This is a genomic window from Microvirga antarctica (genome assembly GCF_017921815.1).
Lineage (GTDB): Bacteria > Pseudomonadota > Alphaproteobacteria > Rhizobiales > Beijerinckiaceae > Microvirga > Microvirga antarctica.
Genome location: NZ_JAGEMM010000003.1, coordinates 1 through 22,174 on the forward strand (window position 1 = coordinate 1; position 22,174 = coordinate 22,174).

At 59.9% G+C, this 22,174-nt stretch carries 17 protein-coding genes and 2 pseudogenes; 9 read left to right on the forward strand and 10 right to left on the reverse strand.

Translation table 11 applies throughout. The features are described from left to right. Nucleotides 1–174: 174 nt before the first annotated feature. On the reverse strand, nt 175–723 hold the full coding sequence (locus tag J4G32_RS11230) for a recombinase family protein (protein ID WP_210492209.1): 549 nt from the start codon (nt 721–723) through the stop codon (nt 175–177). 291 nt (nt 724–1,014) lie between these two features. On the opposite strand from J4G32_RS11230, the gene J4G32_RS11235 reads away from it, so the two are divergent. Further along, nucleotides 1,015–2,199 (forward strand): sensor histidine kinase, encoded by a 1,185-nt coding sequence (locus J4G32_RS11235; protein WP_210492224.1) that lies wholly within the window; start codon nt 1,015–1,017, stop codon nt 2,197–2,199. Between the two features lie 141 nt (nt 2,200–2,340). Here J4G32_RS11235 and J4G32_RS11240 read toward each other — a convergent pair whose 3' ends face one another. Continuing rightward, nucleotides 2,341–2,547 carry a MerR family transcriptional regulator gene (locus J4G32_RS11240; protein ID WP_210492232.1) on the reverse strand — a complete coding sequence of 69 codons (207 nt, stop codon included), beginning with the start codon at nt 2,545–2,547 and terminating at the stop codon, nt 2,341–2,343. A gap of 136 nt (nt 2,548–2,683) precedes the next feature. Here J4G32_RS11240 and J4G32_RS11245 point away from each other — a divergent pair, with 136 nt between their 5' ends. The 3 genes from J4G32_RS11245 (at nt 2,684) to J4G32_RS11255 (ending at nt 7,230) form a co-directional block, all read left to right on the forward strand. Continuing rightward, entirely contained in the window at nt 2,684–5,068 is a 2,385-nt protein-coding gene (locus J4G32_RS11245) for a heavy metal translocating P-type ATPase (RefSeq protein WP_210492241.1), read from the forward strand. A 709-nt stretch (nt 5,069–5,777) separates the two neighbouring features. Beyond that, nucleotides 5,778–6,074: a hypothetical protein gene (locus J4G32_RS11250; RefSeq protein ID WP_210492246.1), complete on the forward strand. Its 297-nt coding sequence runs from the start codon at nt 5,778–5,780 to the stop codon at nt 6,072–6,074. A gap of 196 nt (nt 6,075–6,270) precedes the next feature. Then, a complete protein-coding gene (locus tag J4G32_RS11255; RefSeq protein WP_210492252.1) occupies nt 6,271–7,230 on the forward strand; it encodes an IS481 family transposase in 960 nt (319 codons plus the stop codon). Nucleotides 7,231–7,513: 283 nt separating this feature from the next. Here J4G32_RS11255 and J4G32_RS11260 read toward each other — a convergent pair whose 3' ends face one another. Beyond that, nucleotides 7,514–8,446 carry a hypothetical protein gene (locus tag J4G32_RS11260; RefSeq protein WP_210492255.1) on the reverse strand — a complete coding sequence of 311 codons (933 nt, stop codon included), beginning with the start codon at nt 8,444–8,446 and terminating at the stop codon, nt 7,514–7,516. A 775-nt stretch (nt 8,447–9,221) separates the two neighbouring features. On the opposite strand from J4G32_RS11260, the gene J4G32_RS11265 reads away from it, so the two are divergent. Beyond that, nucleotides 9,222–10,019 carry a hypothetical protein gene (locus J4G32_RS11265; RefSeq protein ID WP_210492257.1) on the forward strand — a complete coding sequence of 266 codons (798 nt, stop codon included), beginning with the start codon at nt 9,222–9,224 and terminating at the stop codon, nt 10,017–10,019. An 18-nt stretch (nt 10,020–10,037) separates the two neighbouring features. On the opposite strand, the pseudogene J4G32_RS22260 reads toward J4G32_RS11265, so the two are convergent. From J4G32_RS22260 to J4G32_RS11285, 5 genes and pseudogenes are all read right to left on the reverse strand, one after another. Then, nucleotides 10,038–10,421: pseudogene (locus J4G32_RS22260) on the reverse strand (hypothetical protein); the annotation flags it as partial. A 258-nt stretch (nt 10,422–10,679) separates the two neighbouring features. After that, nucleotides 10,680–11,762, reverse strand: coding sequence for an IS630 family transposase (locus J4G32_RS11270; RefSeq protein WP_210492263.1), 1,083 nt, complete (start codon nt 11,760–11,762; stop codon nt 10,680–10,682). Nucleotides 11,763–12,327: 565 nt separating this feature from the next. After that, a pseudogene (locus J4G32_RS11275) lies at nt 12,328–13,218 on the reverse strand (IS3 family transposase); the annotation flags it as partial. Nucleotides 13,219–13,281: 63 nt separating this feature from the next. Continuing rightward, nucleotides 13,282–14,577, reverse strand: coding sequence for a tyrosine-type recombinase/integrase (locus J4G32_RS11280; protein ID WP_210492272.1), 1,296 nt, complete (start codon nt 14,575–14,577; stop codon nt 13,282–13,284). A gap of 754 nt (nt 14,578–15,331) precedes the next feature. Further along, nucleotides 15,332–15,850, reverse strand: a complete 519-nt coding sequence (locus J4G32_RS11285; RefSeq protein WP_210492282.1) for a hypothetical protein — start codon at nt 15,848–15,850, stop codon at nt 15,332–15,334. An 895-nt stretch (nt 15,851–16,745) separates the two neighbouring features. On the opposite strand from J4G32_RS11285, the gene J4G32_RS11290 reads away from it, so the two are divergent. Continuing rightward, a complete protein-coding gene (locus J4G32_RS11290; RefSeq protein ID WP_210492292.1) occupies nt 16,746–17,408 on the forward strand; it encodes a response regulator transcription factor in 663 nt (220 codons plus the stop codon). Between the two features lie 23 nt (nt 17,409–17,431). Beyond that, on the forward strand, nt 17,432–18,826 hold the full coding sequence (locus J4G32_RS22085; protein WP_210492300.1) for an ATP-binding protein: 1,395 nt from the start codon (nt 17,432–17,434) through the stop codon (nt 18,824–18,826). Nucleotides 18,827–19,089: 263 nt separating this feature from the next. Here the strand turns inward: J4G32_RS22085 and J4G32_RS11300 are convergent, their stop codons facing one another. After that, nucleotides 19,090–19,863, reverse strand: a complete 774-nt coding sequence (locus J4G32_RS11300) for a ferredoxin--NADP reductase (RefSeq protein WP_210492309.1) — start codon at nt 19,861–19,863, stop codon at nt 19,090–19,092. 40 nt (nt 19,864–19,903) lie between these two features. Next, nucleotides 19,904–20,230, reverse strand: coding sequence for a ferredoxin FdxA (fdxA, locus tag J4G32_RS11305; protein WP_210492316.1), 327 nt, complete (start codon nt 20,228–20,230; stop codon nt 19,904–19,906). Between the two features lie 129 nt (nt 20,231–20,359). Between fdxA and J4G32_RS11310 the strand changes: the two genes are divergently transcribed. Both J4G32_RS11310 and J4G32_RS11315 read left to right on the forward strand, forming a co-directional pair. Continuing rightward, nucleotides 20,360–21,559, forward strand: coding sequence for an amidohydrolase family protein (locus tag J4G32_RS11310; protein ID WP_210492334.1), 1,200 nt, complete (start codon nt 20,360–20,362; stop codon nt 21,557–21,559). A 123-nt stretch (nt 21,560–21,682) separates the two neighbouring features. After that, nucleotides 21,683–22,174: a (2Fe-2S)-binding protein gene (locus J4G32_RS11315; protein ID WP_210492339.1), complete on the forward strand. Its 492-nt coding sequence runs from the start codon at nt 21,683–21,685 to the stop codon at nt 22,172–22,174.

Below are 22,174 nucleotides of genomic sequence, written 5' to 3' on the forward strand. Positions count from 1 at the left end.
CTTGGGGAAATACGGCTGAAGCCGTGCCATCTGCTCGTCCGTCAGCCAGTAAAGGTCGCTCATGCTCAGTCTCCTTGCGGAACCTGAATCAGATCGAGCATCTTAAATCAATGGGTCCTGACCCTAGTCAACTTTGGGATTTAGCCTGGCCGGCAACTCCGTGGATGACCGTCATCAGGCCTGCAACCGTGAAATCGTCGAATGGCTGACATCGTACGTTCGAGCGATCGCCGTTAGGGCCTCGCCAGCGTCCCTCCGGCGAAGGGCTTCTTTCCTCTGGTGCGGCGTCAGTTTCGGTTTCCGCCCCATCTGCACCCCATTGGCCTTGGCGCGTTCACGGCCTTCGCCCGTCCTGGCCCGGATGAGCTCGCGTTCGAACTCGGCAAGTCCACCGAGCACCGTCAGCATCAGGCGACCATGCGGAGTTGTCGTATCGGCCCAGGTGTCGCTCAGAGACCGGAAGTGGGCACCCTTGCTTGCGACCTCGTCGAGGATATTGAGAAGGTCACGTGTCGAACGCGCCAGTCGGTCCAGGCGAATCACGACGAGAACATCGTCCGACATGAGGGTGGCGAGAGCTTTTCTGAGCTGCGGGCGATCGGCTCGAGCACCGCTGACCTTTTCCTTGAAGATTTTGTCGGCGCCGGCAGCCTTGAGCTGGGAAATCTGAGCGTCGAGAGTCTGGCCGTCGGTTGAGACGCGGGCATAGGCAATCAGGGCCATAGAAGCGCTCCAGTTTTGCACGTGATTTATGCACAGCGTAAGTGCTTGATCGCACTAGGTCGAGATCTTTGTGCAAAATTCTTGATTTTCGCACATGCCTGGAGGCGGAGTATCCTGCCACCACATTTCGGCCGTCCAAGTAGGATATCGCACACGCGCTCAGGCTGTTATGATCCGATGCCGACACGGTGAGTATTTTTCCGAAGCGATACGATTGATCGTCGGGCCATCACACTCAACGAGTCGGAACGGCCTTCACTTATGGGTAGGACACAAAAGCCAAGGAATAAAATGCGCCTGTCTGCTTTCATTCGTGAAAACTCCGAAGAGATCATCGTTGAGTGGGAAAATTTTGCGCGCTCCTTGGTCCCGGCCGCCAGCGGCATGAGCCCGCTTTCCCTGCGCAACCATATTAGCTACATCCTTGTATTCATTGCCGACGACATTGACACCGTCCAGACGGACTCTGAGCAGACAAACAAATCGCGCGGCAAGCAGCCCAAGTCCGCGACGGATAGTGTTGCAGAAATTCATGCAGCCCTGCGCCAAGCCGGTGGTTTTAACCTCGACCAAATGGTATCTGAGTATCGCGCCTTGCGCGCCAGCGTGACCAAGTTATGGGCTGCTCAGGATTTAGAACCAACTCGCCAGAGCGTGGCCGATTTGGTCCGGTTCAATGAAGCCATCGATCAAGCAAATACGGAATCGATCAGCTACTATTCAAAAACGGTCGATCATTCGCGTGATCTCTTTCTAGGCGTTCTAGGCCATGATCTTCGCAATCCTATCGGCGCGATGATAATGGCGGCCAGATTGATTGAAAGTATCGGGTCGCTGAATGCGCGCCAGGAAATGCTGATCGCGCAGGTTGTCATAAGTGGCGACCGATCGCTCGAAATGATGGATCAGCTTCTCGATCTTACTCGGGCTCGACTTGGATCGGGACTGCATGTCCTTCGAGAGGAAATGGACATGGCATTCGTATGCCGACAACTGGTTGAGGAGATGCGAAGCCTGCATCCGAGCCGGACCTTCACAATCAAAAGTTCGGGAGACACCGCAGGCGTTTGGGACAGGCCTCGCATAGGGCAGGTGTTTTCAAATCTGCTTGGCAACGCTGTCCAGTATGGTTTCAAAGACCTCCCCATCGACGTGACGATCATCGGCGACACGAAGTCGGTTTCACTTTCCGTCCATAACGAAGGCCTTCCGATTCCGAAGGACGCCATAGGCGGAATTTTCGAGGCCATGGTTCGTGGAGGAGCTGAAGGCAACGGCTCGACAAATCTTGGTTTAGGGCTTTACATTACGAAGGAAATTGTCTCGGCTCACGGCGGAACGATTAGGGTTACCTCCTCCGAAAAAGACGGCACCACTTTCATCGCTCTCTTCCCCCGGGTCGTTGATGCAGCCATGGTGACGCGGGATTGGGTTCGACCAGAGGATAGCCTTCAAAAAAAACAGGAGGGTATCTGAAATGAGCATCAATTTTCGCGCCAGCCATTCCATAAAAACCGTTAGCGCAAAGTCATTAACTGTTTTCCTTGCCTCACGCATGCGTGAGGCGGGTCAGACTTCTGCGCGAAACTTTTGATATTTGAACAAATTCCGCCCGCCTTAGCATGACTGCCCGCCAAGGCCTTTCATGATGGGACATTCCGGCCTGTCGCCACCTTCACAGGCATTGGCAAGGCCATGCAGCATGCCTGCCATTTCACGCATGCGCTGGATCTTCGTTTCCAGTTGGCAACGTGCGGGAGCGCAATGGCCTTTACCCGGAACTGCATCGATTTCGGTCGCTCCTGAAGGAATGAGGTCGATCATCTCGTGGTGACGGATCATCCTCGCCGTCACCCAGACGCCTAAGCTGCTTGTCCAACCTGCATAAAACTCCTTTTCAGATTGTGCTTGACCTTACCACCATGGGAAGGCTCACAACTGGGGAAGAGGTCAAAGAAACATGAAAAATCATACTCTCGACACCCCTTCCGGGGGGCGGAGCTGTTGCGGCTGTGGTCAAGGCACGCCCAAACCTGCCGATTCACTGGCGCAGCGAGTTGAAGACCCGGTCTGCGGGATGATGGTCGAGCCGCTCAAGACGGCTCACACGGCCGAGCATGACGGGCAGGCTTATTTCTTCTGCTCGGCCGGCTGCCGCAGCAACTTTATGGCCGGTCCGGCAAAATACCTGAACCTGGGTCCACGCGAGGCGAGGCCTGCGCTTGTCGGTGCGATCTACACCTGCCCGATGCATCCGCAAATCCGGCAGGTCGGGCCGGGAAGCTGTCCTATCTGCGGAATGGCCCTGGAGCCGGCCACGGTCACAGCCGATGCGCCGCCCCACCACGAGCTGGCGGACATGTCCCGCCGCTTCTGGATCGGGCTTGCGCTGACACTGCCGGTTTTCGTGCTGGAAATGGGCAGCCACATCCCGGCTTTGGGCTTGCACAATGTAGTTTCGCCCCAACTCTCGACCTGGGTGCAGTTCGCTTTGTCCACGCCCGTCGTTCTATGGGCCGGCTGGCCCTTTTTCGCGCGTGGCTGGGCCTCGATCGTCAACCGCAGCCTGAACATGTTCAGCCTGATCGCGCTCGGGACGGGAGCGGCTTATTTCTACAGCCTTGTCGCCGCGTTCGCGCCGGGCGTCTTCCCTGCCGGCTTCCATGAAATGGGCGGCATGGTCCCGGTCTATTTCGAGCCCGCTGCTGTCATCGTCGTGCTCGTGCTGCTCGGTCAAGTGCTGGAGCTGCGCGCCCGTGACCAGACCGGCGGTGCGATTCGCGCCCTGCTGAATCTCGCACCAAAAACCGCGCTGCGACTGAAAGCCGGCAGCGACGATCAGGAAGTCGCGCTCGATCAGGTGCAACTCGGCGATATGCTGAGGGTGCGACCTGGAAGCGGCGTGCCGGTCGATGGTATCGTGATCGACGGCAAAAGCGCCGTCGATGAATCCATGGTGACGGGTGAGTCCATGCCGGCCGCGAAACAGGCCGGGGCCAAGCTGATCGGTGGTACGGTCAACGGCACCGGCTCCCTGATCATGCGGGCCGACAAAGTCGGCTCCGATACGATGCTGGCTCGCATCGTCCAGATGGTTGCCGAGGCGCAGCGCAGCCGCGCACCCATCCAGCGCATGGCCGATCTTGTCGCCAGCTATTTTGTCCCCGCCGTCCTGGTCATCGCGGTGCTGTCTTTCATTGCCTGGGCCGTGTGGGGTCCGGCTCCGGCGCTGTCCTACGCTTTGATCGCCGCCGTTTCGGTCCTCATCATCGCCTGTCCCTGCGCGCTTGGATTGGCTACTCCCATGAGCATCGGAGTTGGCGTCGGCAAAGGGGCTGGCGTGGGTGTCCTGATCAAATCTGCCGAGGCGCTAGAGCGCATGGAAAAGGTGGACACACTGGTGGTCGACAAGACCGGAACCCTGACCGAGGGCAGGCCAAAGGTAACGACCGTGGTGGCGGCAGGCGGATTTGCCGAGAGCGGCCTTCTGACCATGGCCGCGAGCCTGGAGCGGTCGAGCGAGCATCCCCTTGCGGCCGCTATCGTGGCAGCTTCGCGCGAGCGCGGCCTTGCGATCGAAGACCCCACGGACTTCACTTCCGTCACGGGCAAAGGCGTTAGCGGTAAGGTCGGGGGACGCCTCGTGGCGCTCGGCAACAAAGCCCTGATGGATGGTCTCGGCATTCCGTTTGCCGACCTGAACGGGCAAGCCGACGATTTGCGCAGCAAGGGGGCAACAGCCCTGTTCATGGCGGTCGATGGCAAGCCCGGCGCTGTCATCGGCATCGCCGATCCTATCAAGGCCAGCACGCCGGCGGCGCTCGAAAAGTTGCACTCGGATGGCATTCGCATCGTCATGCTGACGGGCGACAACGCGCGGACCGCTGAAGCGGTCGGCCGGACGCTCGGCATCAAGGAGGTTCAAGGCGACGTGCTGCCCGAGGACAAGCACCGCATCGTCCGGCAACTGAAAACCGAGGGTCGCACCGTCGCTATGGCCGGCGACGGGGTAAACGACGCCCCCGCCCTCGCGGAGGCTGATGTCGGCATCGCGATGGGCACCGGCACGGACGTCGCCATTCAGAGCGCCGGCATCACCCTGGTCAAAGGCGATCTCATGGGCATCGCCCGTGCCCGCGCGCTCAGCCGGATGACGATGCGCAACATCCGCCAGAACCTGGTCTTTGCCTTCGCCTACAACGTGATCGGCATCCCGGTCGCGGCCGGGGTTCTCTACCCCGCGTTCGGCCTCCTGCTCAGCCCGATCATCGCCGCGCTCGCCATGTCGCTCAGCTCGGTTTCGGTGATCGTCAATGCGCTGCGCCTGCGCTCCGCGCAACTTTAGCGTGCGGCAGACGAGGACATCCGCCCCAATTCAGACGCGAATGGTCCGCCTGTAAGCCAAAGCGGCGATAGCCCCATCTACAGAGGAGAACGGGCGCCGAAGCTTCTAACAACCCTGGCCGTTCTGGCCTTACGGCAGTCCGATGACGGCACAGGCGGACATCCGGAAGGTTTGACTCGCCCAGGCGAGGCATTCCGGCGGAACGGTATCCATTGGCAGAACTACCGACCAAAATGCCACCTGCAAAATTCTTGATTTATGCAATTTTTCTCGGCAGCAGTAAGATATGAGGCGAGCAGGCGATTCTCCGAGCAATCATTAAAATGGCCCTTACCTAGGCCGTGGGTAAACTTACGGCTATGCATCGGGAAGATGGCCCCGGCGGCGGATCGCGCTGAGGTGTTGCGATGACAGAGCTTCTGCGGAGTTCAGGCGACAGAGACACGCCCTCGCGCAACCCATTCTCACAGTCCCGAGCCCACACGGCTCCATGGCACCGGGGGGTATCGGCGCGCCGCCACCCAATCAATAAGCACGACTACCATGCCGGACAGAGATCTTCATTTATGCGCCGGATTATCTGTTCCTCGACAGCACTCGACCGCGCCATCTACTATCAAAGTAACGTCATTGAACGTATGCTCTGCCGTCTCACAATCAACCCGGCCGAAAGTGAGCCAAGCAGAACTAACCAACCGGAGGAACGGCATTGAAGCGTCTGATCCTAGCTACCGCCCTCGCCGCCGCCATGACACCGGCACTAGCCGAAGAGAAGGCGGTGCAAATCGACAGCGCGGTCACCTGCGCCACCCTGACGCTGATGCGCTCCTCTCTGAACCGACCCAAGGGCAGTCCCTATCTCAAGGGCTGCGGCGAAGACCGAGAAGCGGGCATTTACTACATCGAGAGAACCGCCAAAATCGACAAGTGGAGCGTTAGCTGCATTCGCAAGGAAGGGGCTATGACCTGCCGTTGGACATGGGACCACCACCTCCCGAACGGTTAACTCGGGTCTGGCTTTCTCAGGCGAGATCCGCACTATGAGCCGGTCCTCAGGAGATTGCTTGCGAGGGCGCATTTCGTAGGGAACTCACATGAAGACTAGACTAGCGGCGTGAAGGTCGACTGACGGGCAGATCGACTAGGTGTTTGATCCCACGGTTTGATGGTGCGATCCTTTCTCGAAAATGGAAGGAAGCACTATGGGACAAGTTCGTCACGGGAGCGCCACGACCACGCACGTCGTCCGAGCAGCAATACAGCGATCGCAAGCTTCGCTCGCGCAGCTGAGCCGGGAGTTGGGCATCAATCCCAAGACGGTGGCAAAGTGGCGGAAGCGAGCGACAGTCGAGCATATGAAGACCGGGCCGACGGAACCACGGTCCACCGTGCTGACGGAGGCCGAGGAGGCGATGGTCGTCGCGTTCCGGCGCCACACACTGCTGCCACTGGACGACTGCCTCTATGCGCTTCAGTCGTCTATCCCGCACCTGAGGCGGTCAGCGCTGCATCGCTGCCTGCAGCGGCACGGCATCTCGCGCCTGCCTGATGTCGAGGGCGACAAGCCGAAGCGCCAGAAGTTCAAGCGCTACCCCATCGGGTTCTTCCACATTGATATCGCCGAAGTGCAAACCGGCGAAGGCAAGCTCTATCTCTTTGTAGGCATTGACCGGACCGCCAAGTTTGCTGTCGCGCAACTCGTTGCAACGGCTGACAGAAAGACTGCCTGGGAGTTCCTGCAGCACATGCTCGAGGCCGTGCCGTATCAGGTCCACACCATCTTGACCGACAATGGTATCCAGTTCGCCGAGCAACCCCGGAACCGCAACACCATCTATTCCCGGCCGATGCGCTTTGACATGATCTGCGAGGCGAACGGGATTGAGCACCGGTTGACCAAGCCCAACCACCCCTGGACTAACGGCCAGGTCGAGCGGATGAACCGCACGATAAAGGAGGCGACCGTCAAACGCTTCCACTACGAAAGCCACGACCAACTGCGAACCAACCTCGCGGACTTCCCAGCAGCCTACAACTTCGCCCGCAGGCTCAAGACGCTGAACGGCCTCACACCCAACGAATACATCTGCAAAATCTGGACATTAGAGCCGGATCGATTCATCCTAAACCCGATCCACCAGATGCCGGGACTGATCACCTAGGAAGTTTTCTCGCACCGAAGCACGGTCGTAGAACGAGATGACCCGTCGAGGTTAAGATCGAAGGAAGATCATTGCAGGACGCCGTGTATGTGACATCAAGCGAAGGGCCGCCACTAGAGAGCTATTTTATCACACGTGATCCCTAGCGTCTTGACGTCCCACTTCGAGACGCTTCAAGTTTTATCGAGACAGCCGGCAAAAGTCATAAAATATAGTTACAAAAACACGCTTCTGCTCGATCTCTTCGCGAGTAACACGTTGGTTGATCATGAAGCTGAGCGTCTTATTTTGTGCTCCACATCGGCGCTTTCTTTTGACTTTTCAATGTCTCATGCTGCGCCGCAGCATCGGCTTCAATCCTCAAATCTTCGTCTGCCAAGGCTTGTCGCGCCAGCTTTTCCATTTCGAGGAGTGAGAACTGCTGCTCGGTGGCGTATATCCCAACATCAGCGATGTCGTTCTTGCGGGTAACGTCGATCAGCGATCGCGATCGCCAAATATTCTCGGTAACGTCTACATCCACGATGCACCGGTAGGACGGCCAGAAATACGCGAGGGAATATTTTGGCGCACTGGCGTCGACGCTGACCGTGTTACAATTACCGGCCTGCGCGAGCTTCGCCGCGAGGGCGGGATCGGCTAGCTCCTTGGCATACCGGCTTGCGTATACTTCTTTTGCTGCCTTGTCAGTTTTCCCGCGTGCCGGGTCGTATGCGAAAGGTTGGCGGACGGTTGCCAAAATTCGAGCATCGTATTCCATCGAGCCGATCCGGCAGCCAGCGGTAAAGCCCGAACATCCGTGGTATGTTCTGTGGATATTGTATAAGCGACCATCAAGGAAAGATGCTGTTATGGCAGGGTCTCGGAGCGATTCGATGTCAGGATCCGGGTAGCAACCAACGGTGGAAATTCGTTGGGACGCATAGTTTACCTCCTCGATGCCATCGAGGCTTTTCATAAATACTTCAATCTGGCTTACTTGACGCGTATGCACGGGGAACGGCCCCCAGCACTTCGCGAAACGACGGACGGTGCGAAGATAGCTGTCCGTGCTGTTTCCCAACAAGGCGGTCCATGAGAAGGGCTCAGCAACCGGCTGTTTACAACTGGTGGACAGGATACTGGAATACTCACACCCGGAGTAGTTCTGGGCGGTCGTGGGAGAGCTGAAGCCACCTACGCACACCATTCCGGCTAGTCCAACAACAAGCTTCATCCGCGTCCATCCTCGACTGCTGCATCTTGCCACCATCCCGGCACGGAGTGATAGGATCCGTTCTCCCTGGGTTTGTAGGCCGAACCAGCGGCGATCGCGCGGTCCAGGTAGCCAACCTCCTCAAGGGCCTTGATTGCGCCGCTGACCCGGGCTTCCGTGAGTTCGTGGCCGTCATGGCCGGCCAAGGCTCGTCGGTCGATCGGGAACGATCCGGCCCACCCTCCCCGGCATGGACCAATCGGCCGAGAAAGACCGCTAGGGCGAATGCCGCCTCGCGGTTGCGGTATGGCGCCAAGGACTCGGTAAGCCGATCCCTGACGTCCCTAGCTCTATTGCCGGCAGTCGCGGCGGCACTAACTAGCCGCCGCAACAGCTGCTTGCACCGGTGCATAATTCAAGATTTACACAAATTGCTAGCCGTCATTACATCACCCCCCAGACGAGGCTGACACTCCGCTAATTTACTCCGCGAATTGCGCCAAATGTTCTGACGACGGACAATCATGATCAAGCGTAGCAGTGTTCCCCTTACTCCGCCAGCCGCCGGTCCAGCCGATCTGGAAAAAAGGGGCCTCGGTGTTTGCGCCTGAACCTGAATCTGCTACGCTTGGGGTCGAAGGGTGTAAATAATGTTGCACAAGTGGGGTGCTGGGTCTCAGCATGTTGCTGGGCGGGGGCAACGCCGACCCGATACGCAGAGGACAGCAAAGCCTTGCACCCTCGTGATGGCGCGGGGGGCACTCCTAAAATACGGGTAAATAGGGGAACACATCGGATGAAGCCCAGCACGCCATGGCTCGCTTCCATCTTTTTCTCACTGATCGCCCCTCATGCAATGGCGTCTGAAGCGTCTGATGCCAAAGCGTACGATCTGGCGTTCAAAACCATCCGCCAAAGCCGACTTTTGACCACCAAGCAGCTCGATTGCGTCTTCCTCATGATTGACGATAACGACGGCAAGGTCGCTACCGTGGACGTACGGGAGAAGCACAACAAAAAGTGCGGAGGCGCTCCGGAAACCGCCCCGCAAATGTTCTCCCTCAACATCGATCTCAAGACCGGCGCTGTCCAATGGGACGGCAACGACGATATGGAGATGCGACCCGTTCCACGACAGTTAGGGGACGCGGACACATGGCAACCACTTGGCCAGGGTTGGAGCCGCTATAATAATTCACGTTTCGGGACCATTGCGGAGATACCCGCCCTCTTCAAGTCGGTTGATCTACCGCCCGAGAATGGCGATGGGAGAGCATTCAACGCGGACGACGGCGCACGGCTTTGGGTGTCGGCAAGTTACGGGCCGTATGTGGTGACGGACACATTCGCAGCCTACAAGGTTTGGCTGGCCAAAGAGACCAAACCGGAACGGGCGACCTACAAGGCCGAAGGGAAGGGCTGGCTGGTTCTTTCCGGAATTGACGGGTCAACCGTCGTCTACACCAAGGTGATAGAGGGCTGCGGCGCAGGTCACGAAGTTCACATCGAATATCCAGTGCCCAAGCGTGCCTTTTACGATCCCATCGTCACGCGATTGTCGCGGACATTGCGATGCCAAACCCCTCGCGAGTGATAAAAAAACCAGAAGAAACTACCCGACCATCCGCCGCCAGCACGAACGCGGTGCTGTCATAGCGAGGCGCTCGGCTTGGGCACGCCATTGGTCTCGATCTGTTCGCAGGTCACGAGCTTGGTCGTCGAGGCGTCGAACGATCTCCTTCAAACCCTCAATTTGGGCATCCAACGCCGCCTGTCTCAAGACAGTCTCGGTGTCACGAATGGGGGTCTCGGCGCTCACCATAGGACCCGTCATAAGACCCGTCTCGGGGGTCACAGGGGCGAGTTCGTAGACTCGTGCGAGTTCCGAGGCATCGATCTGGTAGCTGCCATCCTCGCGCCTGTGAGCCGAAATCCGCCCTGCCTTGATCGCCCGTCTTAGGGTCGTCTTACCAATGCGGGCCAATTTCGCCGATTGGCCAAGGGTGAGGGTCCCCCGCCCACGCGGGGATGGTCCCTCCGCATCCGGTTCGACGCGGGCGGCGGGCTCGGTTCCCCCACCCGCCCTCGGCTCGCATGGGTATACGGCAGCGAGACGGTGCGCTGAGACGCATAAGGTGTCTCAATAGAGTTGATATTCAAATTTTGATACGGCATTGAGAAAAGGTCTAGAACCTATTGAGACATCGAGGGCGGAGATGACGAAGTTCGGCTACGCGCGGGTTTCCACAAACGACTAGTGGATTGATTCCAACGTTTGGAACCCTCGGTTTCGGGCGTCGATGATGTCATCGGGATCGGCTTTCCAGATGAAGGGCCTGGGGTCGTCGGCGTTGTATTCCCGGATGAAGCTGTTGATGGCGGCTTGAAGGTCGACGACGGAATGGAAGACGCCGTGCTTGAGCCTGCGCCGCGAGAGTTTGGCGAAGAAGCCCTCGACGGCGTTGAGCCACGAGCACGATGTCGGGGTGAAGTGGAAGGTCCAGCGCGGATGGCGGTCGAGCCATGCTCGGACCTTGTCCTTCTTATGCGCCGCGTAGTTATCGAGGATCACATGGATGGCCTTGTCGGCCGGCACCTCGCGCTCAATGCGGTTGAGGAAGCGGATGAACTCCTGATGGCGGTGGCGTTGCATGTTCTGTCCGATGACCGTCCCGTCGATCACGTTGAGCGCGGCAAACAGCGTGGTCGTGCCGTGCCGTTTATAGTCATGGGTCATGGTTCCGAGCCGCCCCTTCTTCATCGGCAGGCCGGGCTGGGTGCGGTCGAGCGCCTGGATCTGCGACTTCTCGTCGACCGACAGCACCACCGCATGGGCCGGCGGATCGACATACAGGCCGACGATCTCGGTAAGCTTCTCGGCGAAGGCCGGGTCGTTGGAGAGCTTGAAGCTCCGCCAGCGGTGCGGGCTGAGGCCGTGGGCCTTCCAGATCGCCTGCACCGTCGATGCGGCTACGCAGGCGATCTTCGCCATGGCGCGCAGCGTCCAGTGTGTCGCCTCATGCGGGGGCGGCTCAAGCGTCCGGCGCACGATCTCCGCAACGTGGTCAGGCGGGAACGGCGCCTTGCCGGGCGGACGGGATCGATCGCGAAGCAGACCGTCGACGCCTGCCTGCATGAAACGCTCCTGCCAGCGCCACACACAGGTCTTGGACTTGCTCGTCCCCGCCATGATCGCCAAGGTGCCGAGGCCGTCGGCGCTCAGCAGGACAATGCGCGCCCGCCAGACGTGCTTCTGCGGGCTCTTGGGGTCGGCCGCGATGTCGCGCAATCGCTGACGCTCGGCGGCCGATACGCTGAAAGTGATGCCATCACGCATCCCCCAGACTCGCACGCTATCAAGAGACTGGGAATCCCAATTCGGACTCCTTTGTTCCGATCAATCCACTAGTCCCTATGATTGCTGGGCCTGCGGGTGGCCCGTCTCCTATGCATGAGGCTCTGCGCCGGCCAGCCGGCTTAACCCTCGTACCGTTGCATATCGGATGACGGGCCACCCGCAGGCCCAGCAATCATAGGGACTAGGGGCCTAATACTTGCAGGGCCACGCTGTATAAAGCGCGGGGGGTAGGTCCGGTCCAGTCAAGGCAAGGCGTCAGGCTTGAGCGTTAGAAAACAAACGCCACCACTACCAAACCACCGACGACTACCAGGACAAGTCCGCCAATCAACATCGGGAGCAAATTGTTGCCGGAATCCCGCGAGGGGTCCTTGAAGGTGATTGGTCGGTTTTTATCCTCACGATCAGCCATCGGACTCACCCTCCAGGGGCCAATGGAACCTGCCCCGATGCGGAATGATAACAGACCTAGCCGGAACCGTTAGCTTGGAAAGTGACGTGTCATCCTACTGGCCGGCCCCCAGGAGGTGGTCCGGTTTGATTGTTAGTGCATGATGAGTCTTGGCGCTATCGTCGGGGTGGCCGGCGGAGCTGGTCCGGGTTGCGCAGCCGGCCACAGCACTGCCTCTGGGGCGGGTGGCTTGTAGCCGAGAGATGAGTGCGGACGCACGGTATTGTAATGCCGTCGCCAACTCTCGATCACCGTCTGCGCTTCCTTGAGGGTGTAGAAGATCTCGCCATTAAGCAGTTCGTCGCGGAGTTTCGAATTGAAGCTTTCGCAGTAACCGTTCTCCCAAGGGCTGCCGGGCTCGATGTAGGCTGTCTTTGCCCCCACCGCGTTGATCCAGTCGCGAGCCGCTTTGGCGATGAACTCCGGGCCGTTGTCTGACCGAATATGGCCTGGGACACCACGCAGGATGAACAGGTCCGAGAGCACATCGATAACATCAACAGACTTCAGCTTTCGGCTGACCCGGATCGCGACGCATTCGCGGGTGAACTCGTCGATGACGTTGAGCATGCGGAACCTGCGTCCATTGTGCGTGCGATCCTCGACAAAGTCGTAGGACCAGACATGATTGGGATACTCGGGTCGCAGACGGATGCACGATCCGTCGTTAAGCCAGAGCCGCCCCTTCTTCGGCTGCTTTTGCGGCACTTTCAGCCCCTCCCGTCGCCAGATCCGTTCGACCCGTTTGATGTTCACCATCCAGCCGGAATACCGCAGCAGAGCGGCAATGCGCCGATAGCCGTAACGGCCGTACTGAAGGGCAAGCGCGATGATGTCGGCGGTCAACGCCGCCTCGTCGTCGGGTGTCGTTGGGATCTTTCGCTGCGTGGAACGATGCTGTCCGAGAACCCGGCAGACCCGTCTCTCGGACAGGTCCAGTTCTGCAATCACATGATCCACGCAGGCGCGGCGGTGGGCGGGGCTGGAAGCGATCAATTGTATCAAAACACTTACGGACAGGAGAGAACCACCCGAATGGTGGTTAGTTCATGGCCGTATCTTCTTTATCGGTAAGACCTCAGCTTTCAGTTTACCTTCTAGCGCGGCGGAAAGTGCCCCGCCAATCTTGTTGGACGCGCGTCGGAGCGGATCGGCGTCAAGATGAGCATAGCGAGCAGTCGTCGCAGCCTGCGAGTGTCCAAGAAGCTTGCCTATAATCGGCAAACCCATTCCTGATCCAGCGCCAAAGCTGGCATGGGTGTGCCGAAGGTCGTGCAACCTCACCCCTGTCAGGCCCGCTCGCGCGGACACGGCAGCCCAAGGGCGTTTCAAATCGGAGCGAGGCTTCTCAGGGTCGTCGCCCGGGATGACGAACGGCGACGTCCGGTTCAGGCCCTCGATGATCAGGAGGGCTGGGGCGTTCAGGATAATCGTTTTCCGACCGGTCTTCGATTCAGGCAAAAGCAATAGGCCACGCTCAAGGTCAACGTATGTCCACCGCAGATGGAGAATTTCCCGAAGGCGCGCTCCCGTCAGCAGTAGCAACCTGATCGCTGCAACGACTTCGCCGGATATTTTCACTCGACGGTTTTCAGCTTTCGGGGCATGTTTTGCCTTGGCCTTGCTCTGGTCAGGCTCCCAAGGCAGACCAATGGTCTCCGCTTCTCTCAGCGCCTCACCCATGCGCTCCAGCTCGTCGGTGGAAAGAAATCGCTCACGCTGAATTTCCTTGTACTTCTCGATCCGGGCGGCCGGGTTGAACCCCTCGGGCACGTACCCGTGCTGCGACCCCCAAGAAAACATTGAACTGGCGACTGCAACCAGCCGGTTCGCAATGGCAGGCTTGTCCGAAAGTTTTCCATGGAGACGAGAAAGATCGGCACGGGGCAGCGCGTTGGCTTTCCGCGTTCCAAACGCCGGCACGAGGTATGCATTAATGACGTGCTCGTAACTTTCTATCGTTTTAGATTTTCTCTTTTTCTTGACGTGTTCCGCGACAAATGCATTAGCCAATTCGGTAACCGAGGCCGCAGCCCGCTCTTTGACTATCGCGTCCGCTGGATCCTGGCCATTCGCCGCAGCACCAAGGATTTCCCGAGCGAGGCGCCTAGCATCATCCGGGGTTAAAGCACCATAGCGACCGAGGCTGACAAATCGCTTGGGAGCGGTCCGGCCACCGGCGCCGGGACGGTATCGCGCAATGAAAGACTTAACCCCTGATGGCTCAACTCGAAGGCCAAAACCTTTGAGGTCGACGTCCCAGAGCACATAACGAGCCGCAGTGGGAAGGGCAGCGTCGACAGTCCGCTTGTTGATTTTGATAGAGGCGCGTTCGTTCGACATCGGTGGGCACCAAAATCTCGGTGACCACCGGGTGACCACCGTTTAGGGAAGTTGACGGAAACGCCAAGACATCAGGGACCATATAAGCCTTTGTACTCGAACGGAATAGAGGCAGATAAGGAAACCTCCGGATCCAACAGGAAACTCCCGCCTTCTCATTCGTAATGAGGGGGTCGGGGGTTCGAATCCCTCTTGCGGCACCATTTTTCTTGTGAATCGCAGCGACTTGAACAGGCATTTCTTGCCGAGCTGTCGCTATCCCAGCTTTGGGCGGCACCGGGAAGGCACGAGCTCGGCAGGCAGCTGACGGGATGGCGGTGCTGCTTTTGCGGCCTTCAAATCCCTTGACGTATTTGCTTTGCGGAGCGTCGAATTTTACAAATAAAATATCCAGATTTGTCGCCAGAGATCGCTCTCTGGCGGAAGAAAATCAACAGTTAAGCCAAGTGCCGATGCTTTTTTGTCGTCGATAATTGCACCATGGGGAACGATAGCGATCCCGAGACGAAAGAACCTCAATTGCATACGCGACCCTGTTAGGATCTTGGCCTTTTATCATTCCATTTTTGAGGACGGACTTTGCCAGTTCTCTCGTCTGCTCCAGTTCACTCGTCTGCTGAAGCGCGTACTTTCCGATCATATGAAGGGCAGGAAGTAATTGAACTGCAATCACCGGGGTCTAAAGGCTCGTCTCGGTGATGCGGAGGCCCCAGCGGAGCCTCCGCTATCTGGCAGCTTGACCTCTACGGACGAGTCATCCGACGATCATCCCCCACTTCGAAGCGGTTTTCGCGTCTTGCCCGGCCGCCGCGATCGTCCGTGATTGAAATTGGATCATCTGCCCCACGCGCACGACCCCTCCTGACCTCGACGATGTCATCGGCGCTGCGCGTACGGGTTTGGGTCCGCGTCCCATCACGCTCGCGCGTTTGCCTTCCCGCATGGTCTTCACCGTTACCAACCCGGCCTCGATTTTCGCCCCCGCCCGAGCGCCCATCGGCTTCCCCACGGCCGCGGCCACCACGGTCGTCCCCGCCTCGGTCACTGCGGTTGCCGCTCTCGTTGCGGTCGCTTCCCCCCTGACCGTTGCGGCTGCCACCGTCATCTCCTCCACGACCGCCTCGTCCGCCGCTGTCGGCGCCACCATGGCTGCCACCGTCGTCGCCTCCACGACCGCTCCTGCCGCCGCCGTCATCTCCTCCACGACCGCCACCATTCTCACTGCCGCCCCGTCCTCCGCTGCTCTCGCTTCCACCCCGTCCCCCGCCGTCATTGCTGCCGCCGGACCCGCTGCCGGAGCCCCCGTTATCGCCTCCCTTCGCGGTGGCGGGCGACAGGATCGCGCTCCCGACGAACGCCGGGACGGCGGCGGCCGCCGCCGACAGAAGGATCGCACTCAGAACCAGGGCGCTCGGGCCGTTCTTTGTTCGCATCGACATTGTCATTCTCCGATCATCTGGAGCGGGGGATCCGCGTCCTCGATCGAGATGTAGACGGCGAAGGGAGACATGAACCTGACGCGGCGTGTCAGCGAAAAATCAGCCTGGTGTGTTATGCTGAGCTTCTTTGGAAGGCCCCATGAAACGGCGTCACTTTTTCTCTGTCGGTTGGCTGGTCTTCGTCATCCTAAGCTCAGGGATCGCCCTTCCGACAATCGCGACTGCCAAGGATGGCGACGGCGGCGGAGGCGGCAACAGCGGGAGCGGCGGTGGCGGAGAAGATGGGGGCCGTGGGGGTGATAACAGCGGGCGCGGTGGCGGGGACGACAGCCGCGGTGGCGGCAATAGCGGCCGGGGCGGCGGCGACGACAGAAGTGGACGCGGGGGCGGCGATGACGGGAGCGGGCGAGGCGCAAGTGTGGGCCCCCGTGATGGCGGTGGCAGGGAGGAAGGCCGTGCGGCCGCTCACCCGCCCCGAAACGGCGGTTGGGGCAGCACATCCCAGGACGAGGCGAGGAACGCCGTCTCGAACGGATGGGCGCTCTCATTGCGGACCGTGCTACCCACGGTGTCTAAAGCGGTTCCGGGCCGCGTCCTGCAGGTTGACCTGCGCCAGACGTGGACCGGCGAGTGGCGTTACGAAGTCCTCATACTCACGACCGATCGCCGATATCGGGAAGTGATCGTCGATGCCAGGCGCAACCAGATCTTAGAGATTAAGAGGCGTTGATGAGAGTTCTGATCATCGAGGACGAGCCAGCCATCGCCAGCGATATTCAACGGGCGCTCGCCGACGCAGGGTATGTAGCCGACATTGCCAGGGACGGTGAGGAGGGCTGGTTTCGCGCGTCGACGGAAGATTACGACGCTCTCGTCCTTGATCTCGGTCTTCCCAAACTCGACGGCCTGTCTGTCGTTCGACAACTGCGCGAGGAGGCGAGCATCGTTCCGATCCTCGTTCTCACGGCGCGCGGCGCGTGGCTGCAGCGGGTCGAGGGAATCGATGCCGGCGCTGACGATTACTTGACCAAACCCTTTGAGATGGAGGAGCTTTTGGCTCGTCTGGCCGCATTGCTGCGTCGCGTCGGCAGACATGTCACGCCGTTGATCGAGATCGGATCGCTCCGGATCGACACCCGCAGATTGCGCGTCATGCTTGACGGCCGATCGATTGATCTTTCGCCGCTGGAGTTTCGGCTGCTGAGATACCTTGCCCACAATCGCGACCGGGTCGTGTCGCAGAGTGAACTCGTGGAGCATGTCTATGGACTGGACGAGCCGGAAACCAATGCGGTCGAGGCGCTGCTGACACGGCTGCGGCGCAAGATCGGGCCTGACTCCATTCAGACGCGTCGCGGTCATGGCTACATCATGGAAAGCGCGGCGGAATGAAAAGGGATTCCATCCGACTGCGGGTGCTCGCGGTGGCGGTTGCCAGCATTGTCGTGACAATCGCCGTGGCCGGCGGCGCCTTGGTGTTTTCATTCGAACGGCAAGTGCTTCGTTACGTCGAGCAGAACTTGAACCTCCATTGGACCGAACTTGCCGCCGCCTTTGAAATCGGCACCGACGGGGATCCCTCCCTGATCCAGAGGATGACCGATCCGCGCTATCAGCAACCGTATGGCGGCGCTTATTGGCAGATTTCGGAAAACGGCAGACCGGTTCTCAGATCCCGCTCATTGTTTGACAAGGAGCTCCCGCGCGCCGAGTCACAAGACGGCGCGCAGCCGCAGGCCGCTTACGAGGCCGAGGGTCCGGACGGCTCTGAAGTGTATGTGGTGGTTCGGGAGGTTACTCTTGATGGGCTCTCCGGGACACGCGTCTTCGAACTTGCGGTCGCCGTGGATCACAATCAGGTGGTGGTGCTGCGAGAGGCCTTTGGTTGGGACGTGACGCGCGTCCTCGTTCCCATCGCCGCGGTCCTCATGCTGTTCGCGTGGCTGCAGATCTGGTTGGGACTAAGGCCTTTGCGGACGGTCGGACAGGAGCTCAACGCCGTTCAGAGTGGCAAAATCCGCCGCATGCCGGAGCATTTCCCCCGCGAGATCGCTCCTCTGGTCGAGAGCATCAACAAGCTCCTGGATCGGCAGGAAAATCTGATCCGCAAGGCGCGCGACAGAGCCGGCGCGCTGGCCCATGGACTCAAGACGCCCCTGACCATTCTCACAGGGGAGGTGCGGCGTCTTGAGATGAAAGGTCTGTCAGACGAGGGCGAGCGGATAAAGGAGCAATTGCTCTCGATTGGAGATCACGTTGACCGAGAGGTCGCGCGCGCACGCATGAGCGGTGCTTCGGTCGGAGGCGGCGCCTACACGGCCGTCAACGAGACAGTGACCCGCCTTCTGAGGTTGATGTACCGCATGCCCAGAGGCGATCGACTGAACTGGCAAACCAGGATCCCGCCGGACCTCGGTGTCGATATGGATCCTCACGATTTCGGTGAGGTGATGGGGAACCTTCTCGATAACGCGAGAAAGTGGGCCGCCAGCCGCGTGATGATTCAGGTGGACCTTGTCGGCGATAAGGCGCGCCTGAGCATACAGGACGATGGACCGGGCTTTTCAGACGGTTCCAACAAGGGACTGCCCGAGCGCGGAATGACGGGCCGATCAGACACCACCTCGAGCGGGCTCGGGCTTGGGATTGTCGAAGATATTCTCGCTGAATATGGCACTAAGCCGGAAATTAGCGGAGAGGGTGAGTGCTGCGTCACATTCGAAGTCAAAACGTGCCGTCCCTCGCCGATGGGTGCCAACGACGATGCCCGGAAAACATCGACGACTCGATACATCGAGGGGTTACGTTAGTGACCACCGAGCACATTCGGGGCTCAAAGCAATCGGTGAGCTTGAAGACCATCAGTGTCGCTAGGTGCCGTTCGTCAAGTGATGGAACACACCGTCCGCTGGATGTGTTGCCCGGTAGAAGCTCGTGGTTCTCGCGATGCCGCGCACGCCGTGAGCGGTGTCGCGTGAAGATGGGCGAAAGCCCGCAGCCGGGCGAGCCTCTTCGAGCAGGCTCACGAATGGTGTGGTTGTTGCGTCGGCGGCACGATGAGCGGCCGTGCAGGCTAGCGTTCAGCAAACGCTCTTTCGAGCACGAACTCGCCGGCTTCGCCGTGATTGCCTTCCTTGAAGCCCGCCTGGGTGAAGATCCCCTTCAGGTCATTCATCATCTGAGGGCTTCCGCACATCATGAACCGATCGGTCTCCGTGTTGATCGCGGGCAACCCGGTATCCTCCGCCAGTCTGCCCGAGGTCAGCAGTTCGGTGACGCGGCCGCGATTGCGGAAGGGCTCCCGGGTCACCGTCGGGTAATAGATCAGCTGGTTGCGGATCATCTCGCCGAGGAATTCGTCCTTGGGCAGTTCAGCGGTAATCCGCTCCCCATAGGCAAGCTCGGCAATCTGGCGGCAGCCATGGACGAGCACGACCTTCTCGAATCGCTCATAGGTCTCGGGGTCGCGGATCAGCGCCATGAACGGGGCAAGCCCCGTCCCCGTGCCGAGCAGATAGAGGTGCTTTCCGCTCGTGAGGTTGTCGACGATGAGGGTGCCGGTCGCCTTCTTCCCGACGATGATCGGATCGCCGACGCTGAGGTTCTGCAAGCGGGAGGTGAGCGGGCCGTCGGGCACCTTGATCGAGAAGAACTCGAGGCTCTCGTCGTAGTTCGTGCTGACCACGCTATAGGCCCGCAGCAGCGGCTTTTCGTTCACCCTGAGCCCGATCATGGTGAACTGGCCGTTCTTGAAGCGGAACGACGTGTCGCGTGTCGTGGTGAAACTGAAAAGCGTATCGGTCCAGTGATGGACGCTCAGCACCCGTTCCTCGAAATAATTGCTCATCAGGTCAGCCTCACGATACTTGATGCAAACGGCGAAGACGTCACGCAGCCGCCTCGGGCACAAATTTCAACTTGTCGGGAACGCCCTTCCACGCGTCGGCATCGGCCGGCGGGTCACGGCGATCGGTGATGTTCGGCCACAGGACGGCGAGCCGGGCGTTCAGTTCGATCCAGCGCTGCGCATCGTCGGCGGTATCGGGAACGATCGCCTCGGCCGGGCATTCGGGCTCACAGACTCCACAATCGATGCATTCGTCCGGGTGGATGACGAGCATCGACTCGCCCTCATAGAAGCAATCGACCGGACAGACTGAGACGCAATCGGTGTATTTGCAGCGTATGCAGGCGTCGGTCACTGCGAAAGACATGCCCATCCTCCGAGCTTGACAGGCCGGGAAATGCCTGCTCAAAATCGTTCGTGTGCAAACGATATGATTGCAAGTTTGGCGCTTGTCAATCATCGGAAGAGCAAGCGCGGTTCGACGGCGGAGGACACGATGGCGGAACAGCAGACAGCGACAATCAAGGCCGACCACAAGCTGGTCATCAGGAATATCGGCCTGCTGTTGAGCGGCGACATCACCAACCCCATCCTCGAGGCCGATACGCTCGTCGCCGTCGGCGGCAGGATCGCGGCCTTCGGTCGCTTCAAGGATCTCGACACCGACATGGCCGACAGCATCATCGATGCGAATGGCACCGTCCTGCTGCCGGGCATGATCGACAGCCATGTCCACCCTGTGGCAGGCGACTGGACACCACGCCAGAACCAGATCGGCTGGATCGATTCGACGATGCATGGCGGCGTCACCACCATGATCTCCGCCGGCGAAGTTCATACGCCGGGCCGTCCCAAGGACATCGTTGGGCTGAAGGCGATGGCGATTTATGCGCAGCGCGCCTTCACCAATTTCCGCCCCGGCGGCGTGAAAATTCATGCCGGTGCACCGGTGATCGAGCCCGGTATGGTGGAGCAGGACTTCAAGGACCTGGCCGAGGCCGGCGTGAAGCTTCTGGGTGAGGTCGGGCTCGGCGGCGTCAAGGACGGCGCGCAGGCAAAGACGATGGTGGCTTGGGCGAGAAAGTACGGCATCCAGTCCACCATCCATACCGGTGGCCCGTCGATTCCGGGTTCGGGCCTCATTGGCGCCGACGTCGTTCTTGAGGCCGACACCGATGTCGTCGGCCACATCAATGGCGGGCACACCGCGTTGCCGGACCGCGAGATCCGCTGCATCTGCGAAGGCTGCAAACGCGGCTTGGAACTCGTCCATAACGGCAACGAGCGCGCGGCGTTGTACACGCTGCGCGTTGCCCGCGAAATGGGCGAGCTTCAGCGCGTCATTCTTGGCACGGACGGGCCGGCAGGCTCGGGAGTGCAGCCGCTGGGCATCGCGCGGATGGTCTCGATGCTGTCCTCGCTCGGCGATGTCCCAGCCGAGATCGCCTTCTGCTTCGCCACGGGCAACACCGCGCGGATGCGCAATCTCGATTGCGGGCTGATCGAGGTCGGTCGCTCCGCAGATTTCGTTTTCATGGACAAGGCCCAACATTCGGCCGGCACGAACTTCCTGCACAGTATCCAGTTGGGCGACCTGCCGGGCGTGGGCATGATCGTGATAGATGGCATCGTCCGCTCCGGCGTCAGTCGCAATACGCCGCCGGCGGAGAAGGTGCCTTTCGTCGTTTCGCACTAGGTGGTCAAGAAAGGGAACGCGATTGCGGCTGTCTTGGAATCGCTATGATCTCCGTTGCCTACGAATGATCCGGGAGCGCGCGGTGTCGGCGAGGGTTCATACTTCACGGATATGTGAGTTCGCATGACGCGGCCCGCGCGAAGCTTTGCCCTGCGCGTCAATGGCGTTGAGCATCGCGTCGAGGGCGAGCCGGACACGCCGCTGCTCTTCTTCCTGCGGAATGACCTTGCTCTGAACAGCCCAAAATTTGGCTGCGGCCTTGGCGAATGCGGCGCGTGTACCGTGCTGCTCGACGGGGCAACGGCGCGCGCCTGCGCCTATCCGGTTCGTCTGGCAGAGGGCCGCGACATCGTGACTCTGGAGGGGCTGGGCACGACCGAGGCGCCCCATCCCATCCAGCAGGCCTTCATCGATGCGCAGGCGGCGCAATGCGGTTATTGCATCAACGGTATGATCATGACCGCCAAGGCTTTCCTCGACGTGAAGCCGCAACCGAGCGAGATCGAGGTGCGCGAGGCACTGCGCTACAATCTCTGCCGCTGCGGGACCCATGTCGAGATCGTCCAGGCGGTGATGCTCGCGGCTGCGCGCGGTCGGCGCCGGGAAGGAAGCTGA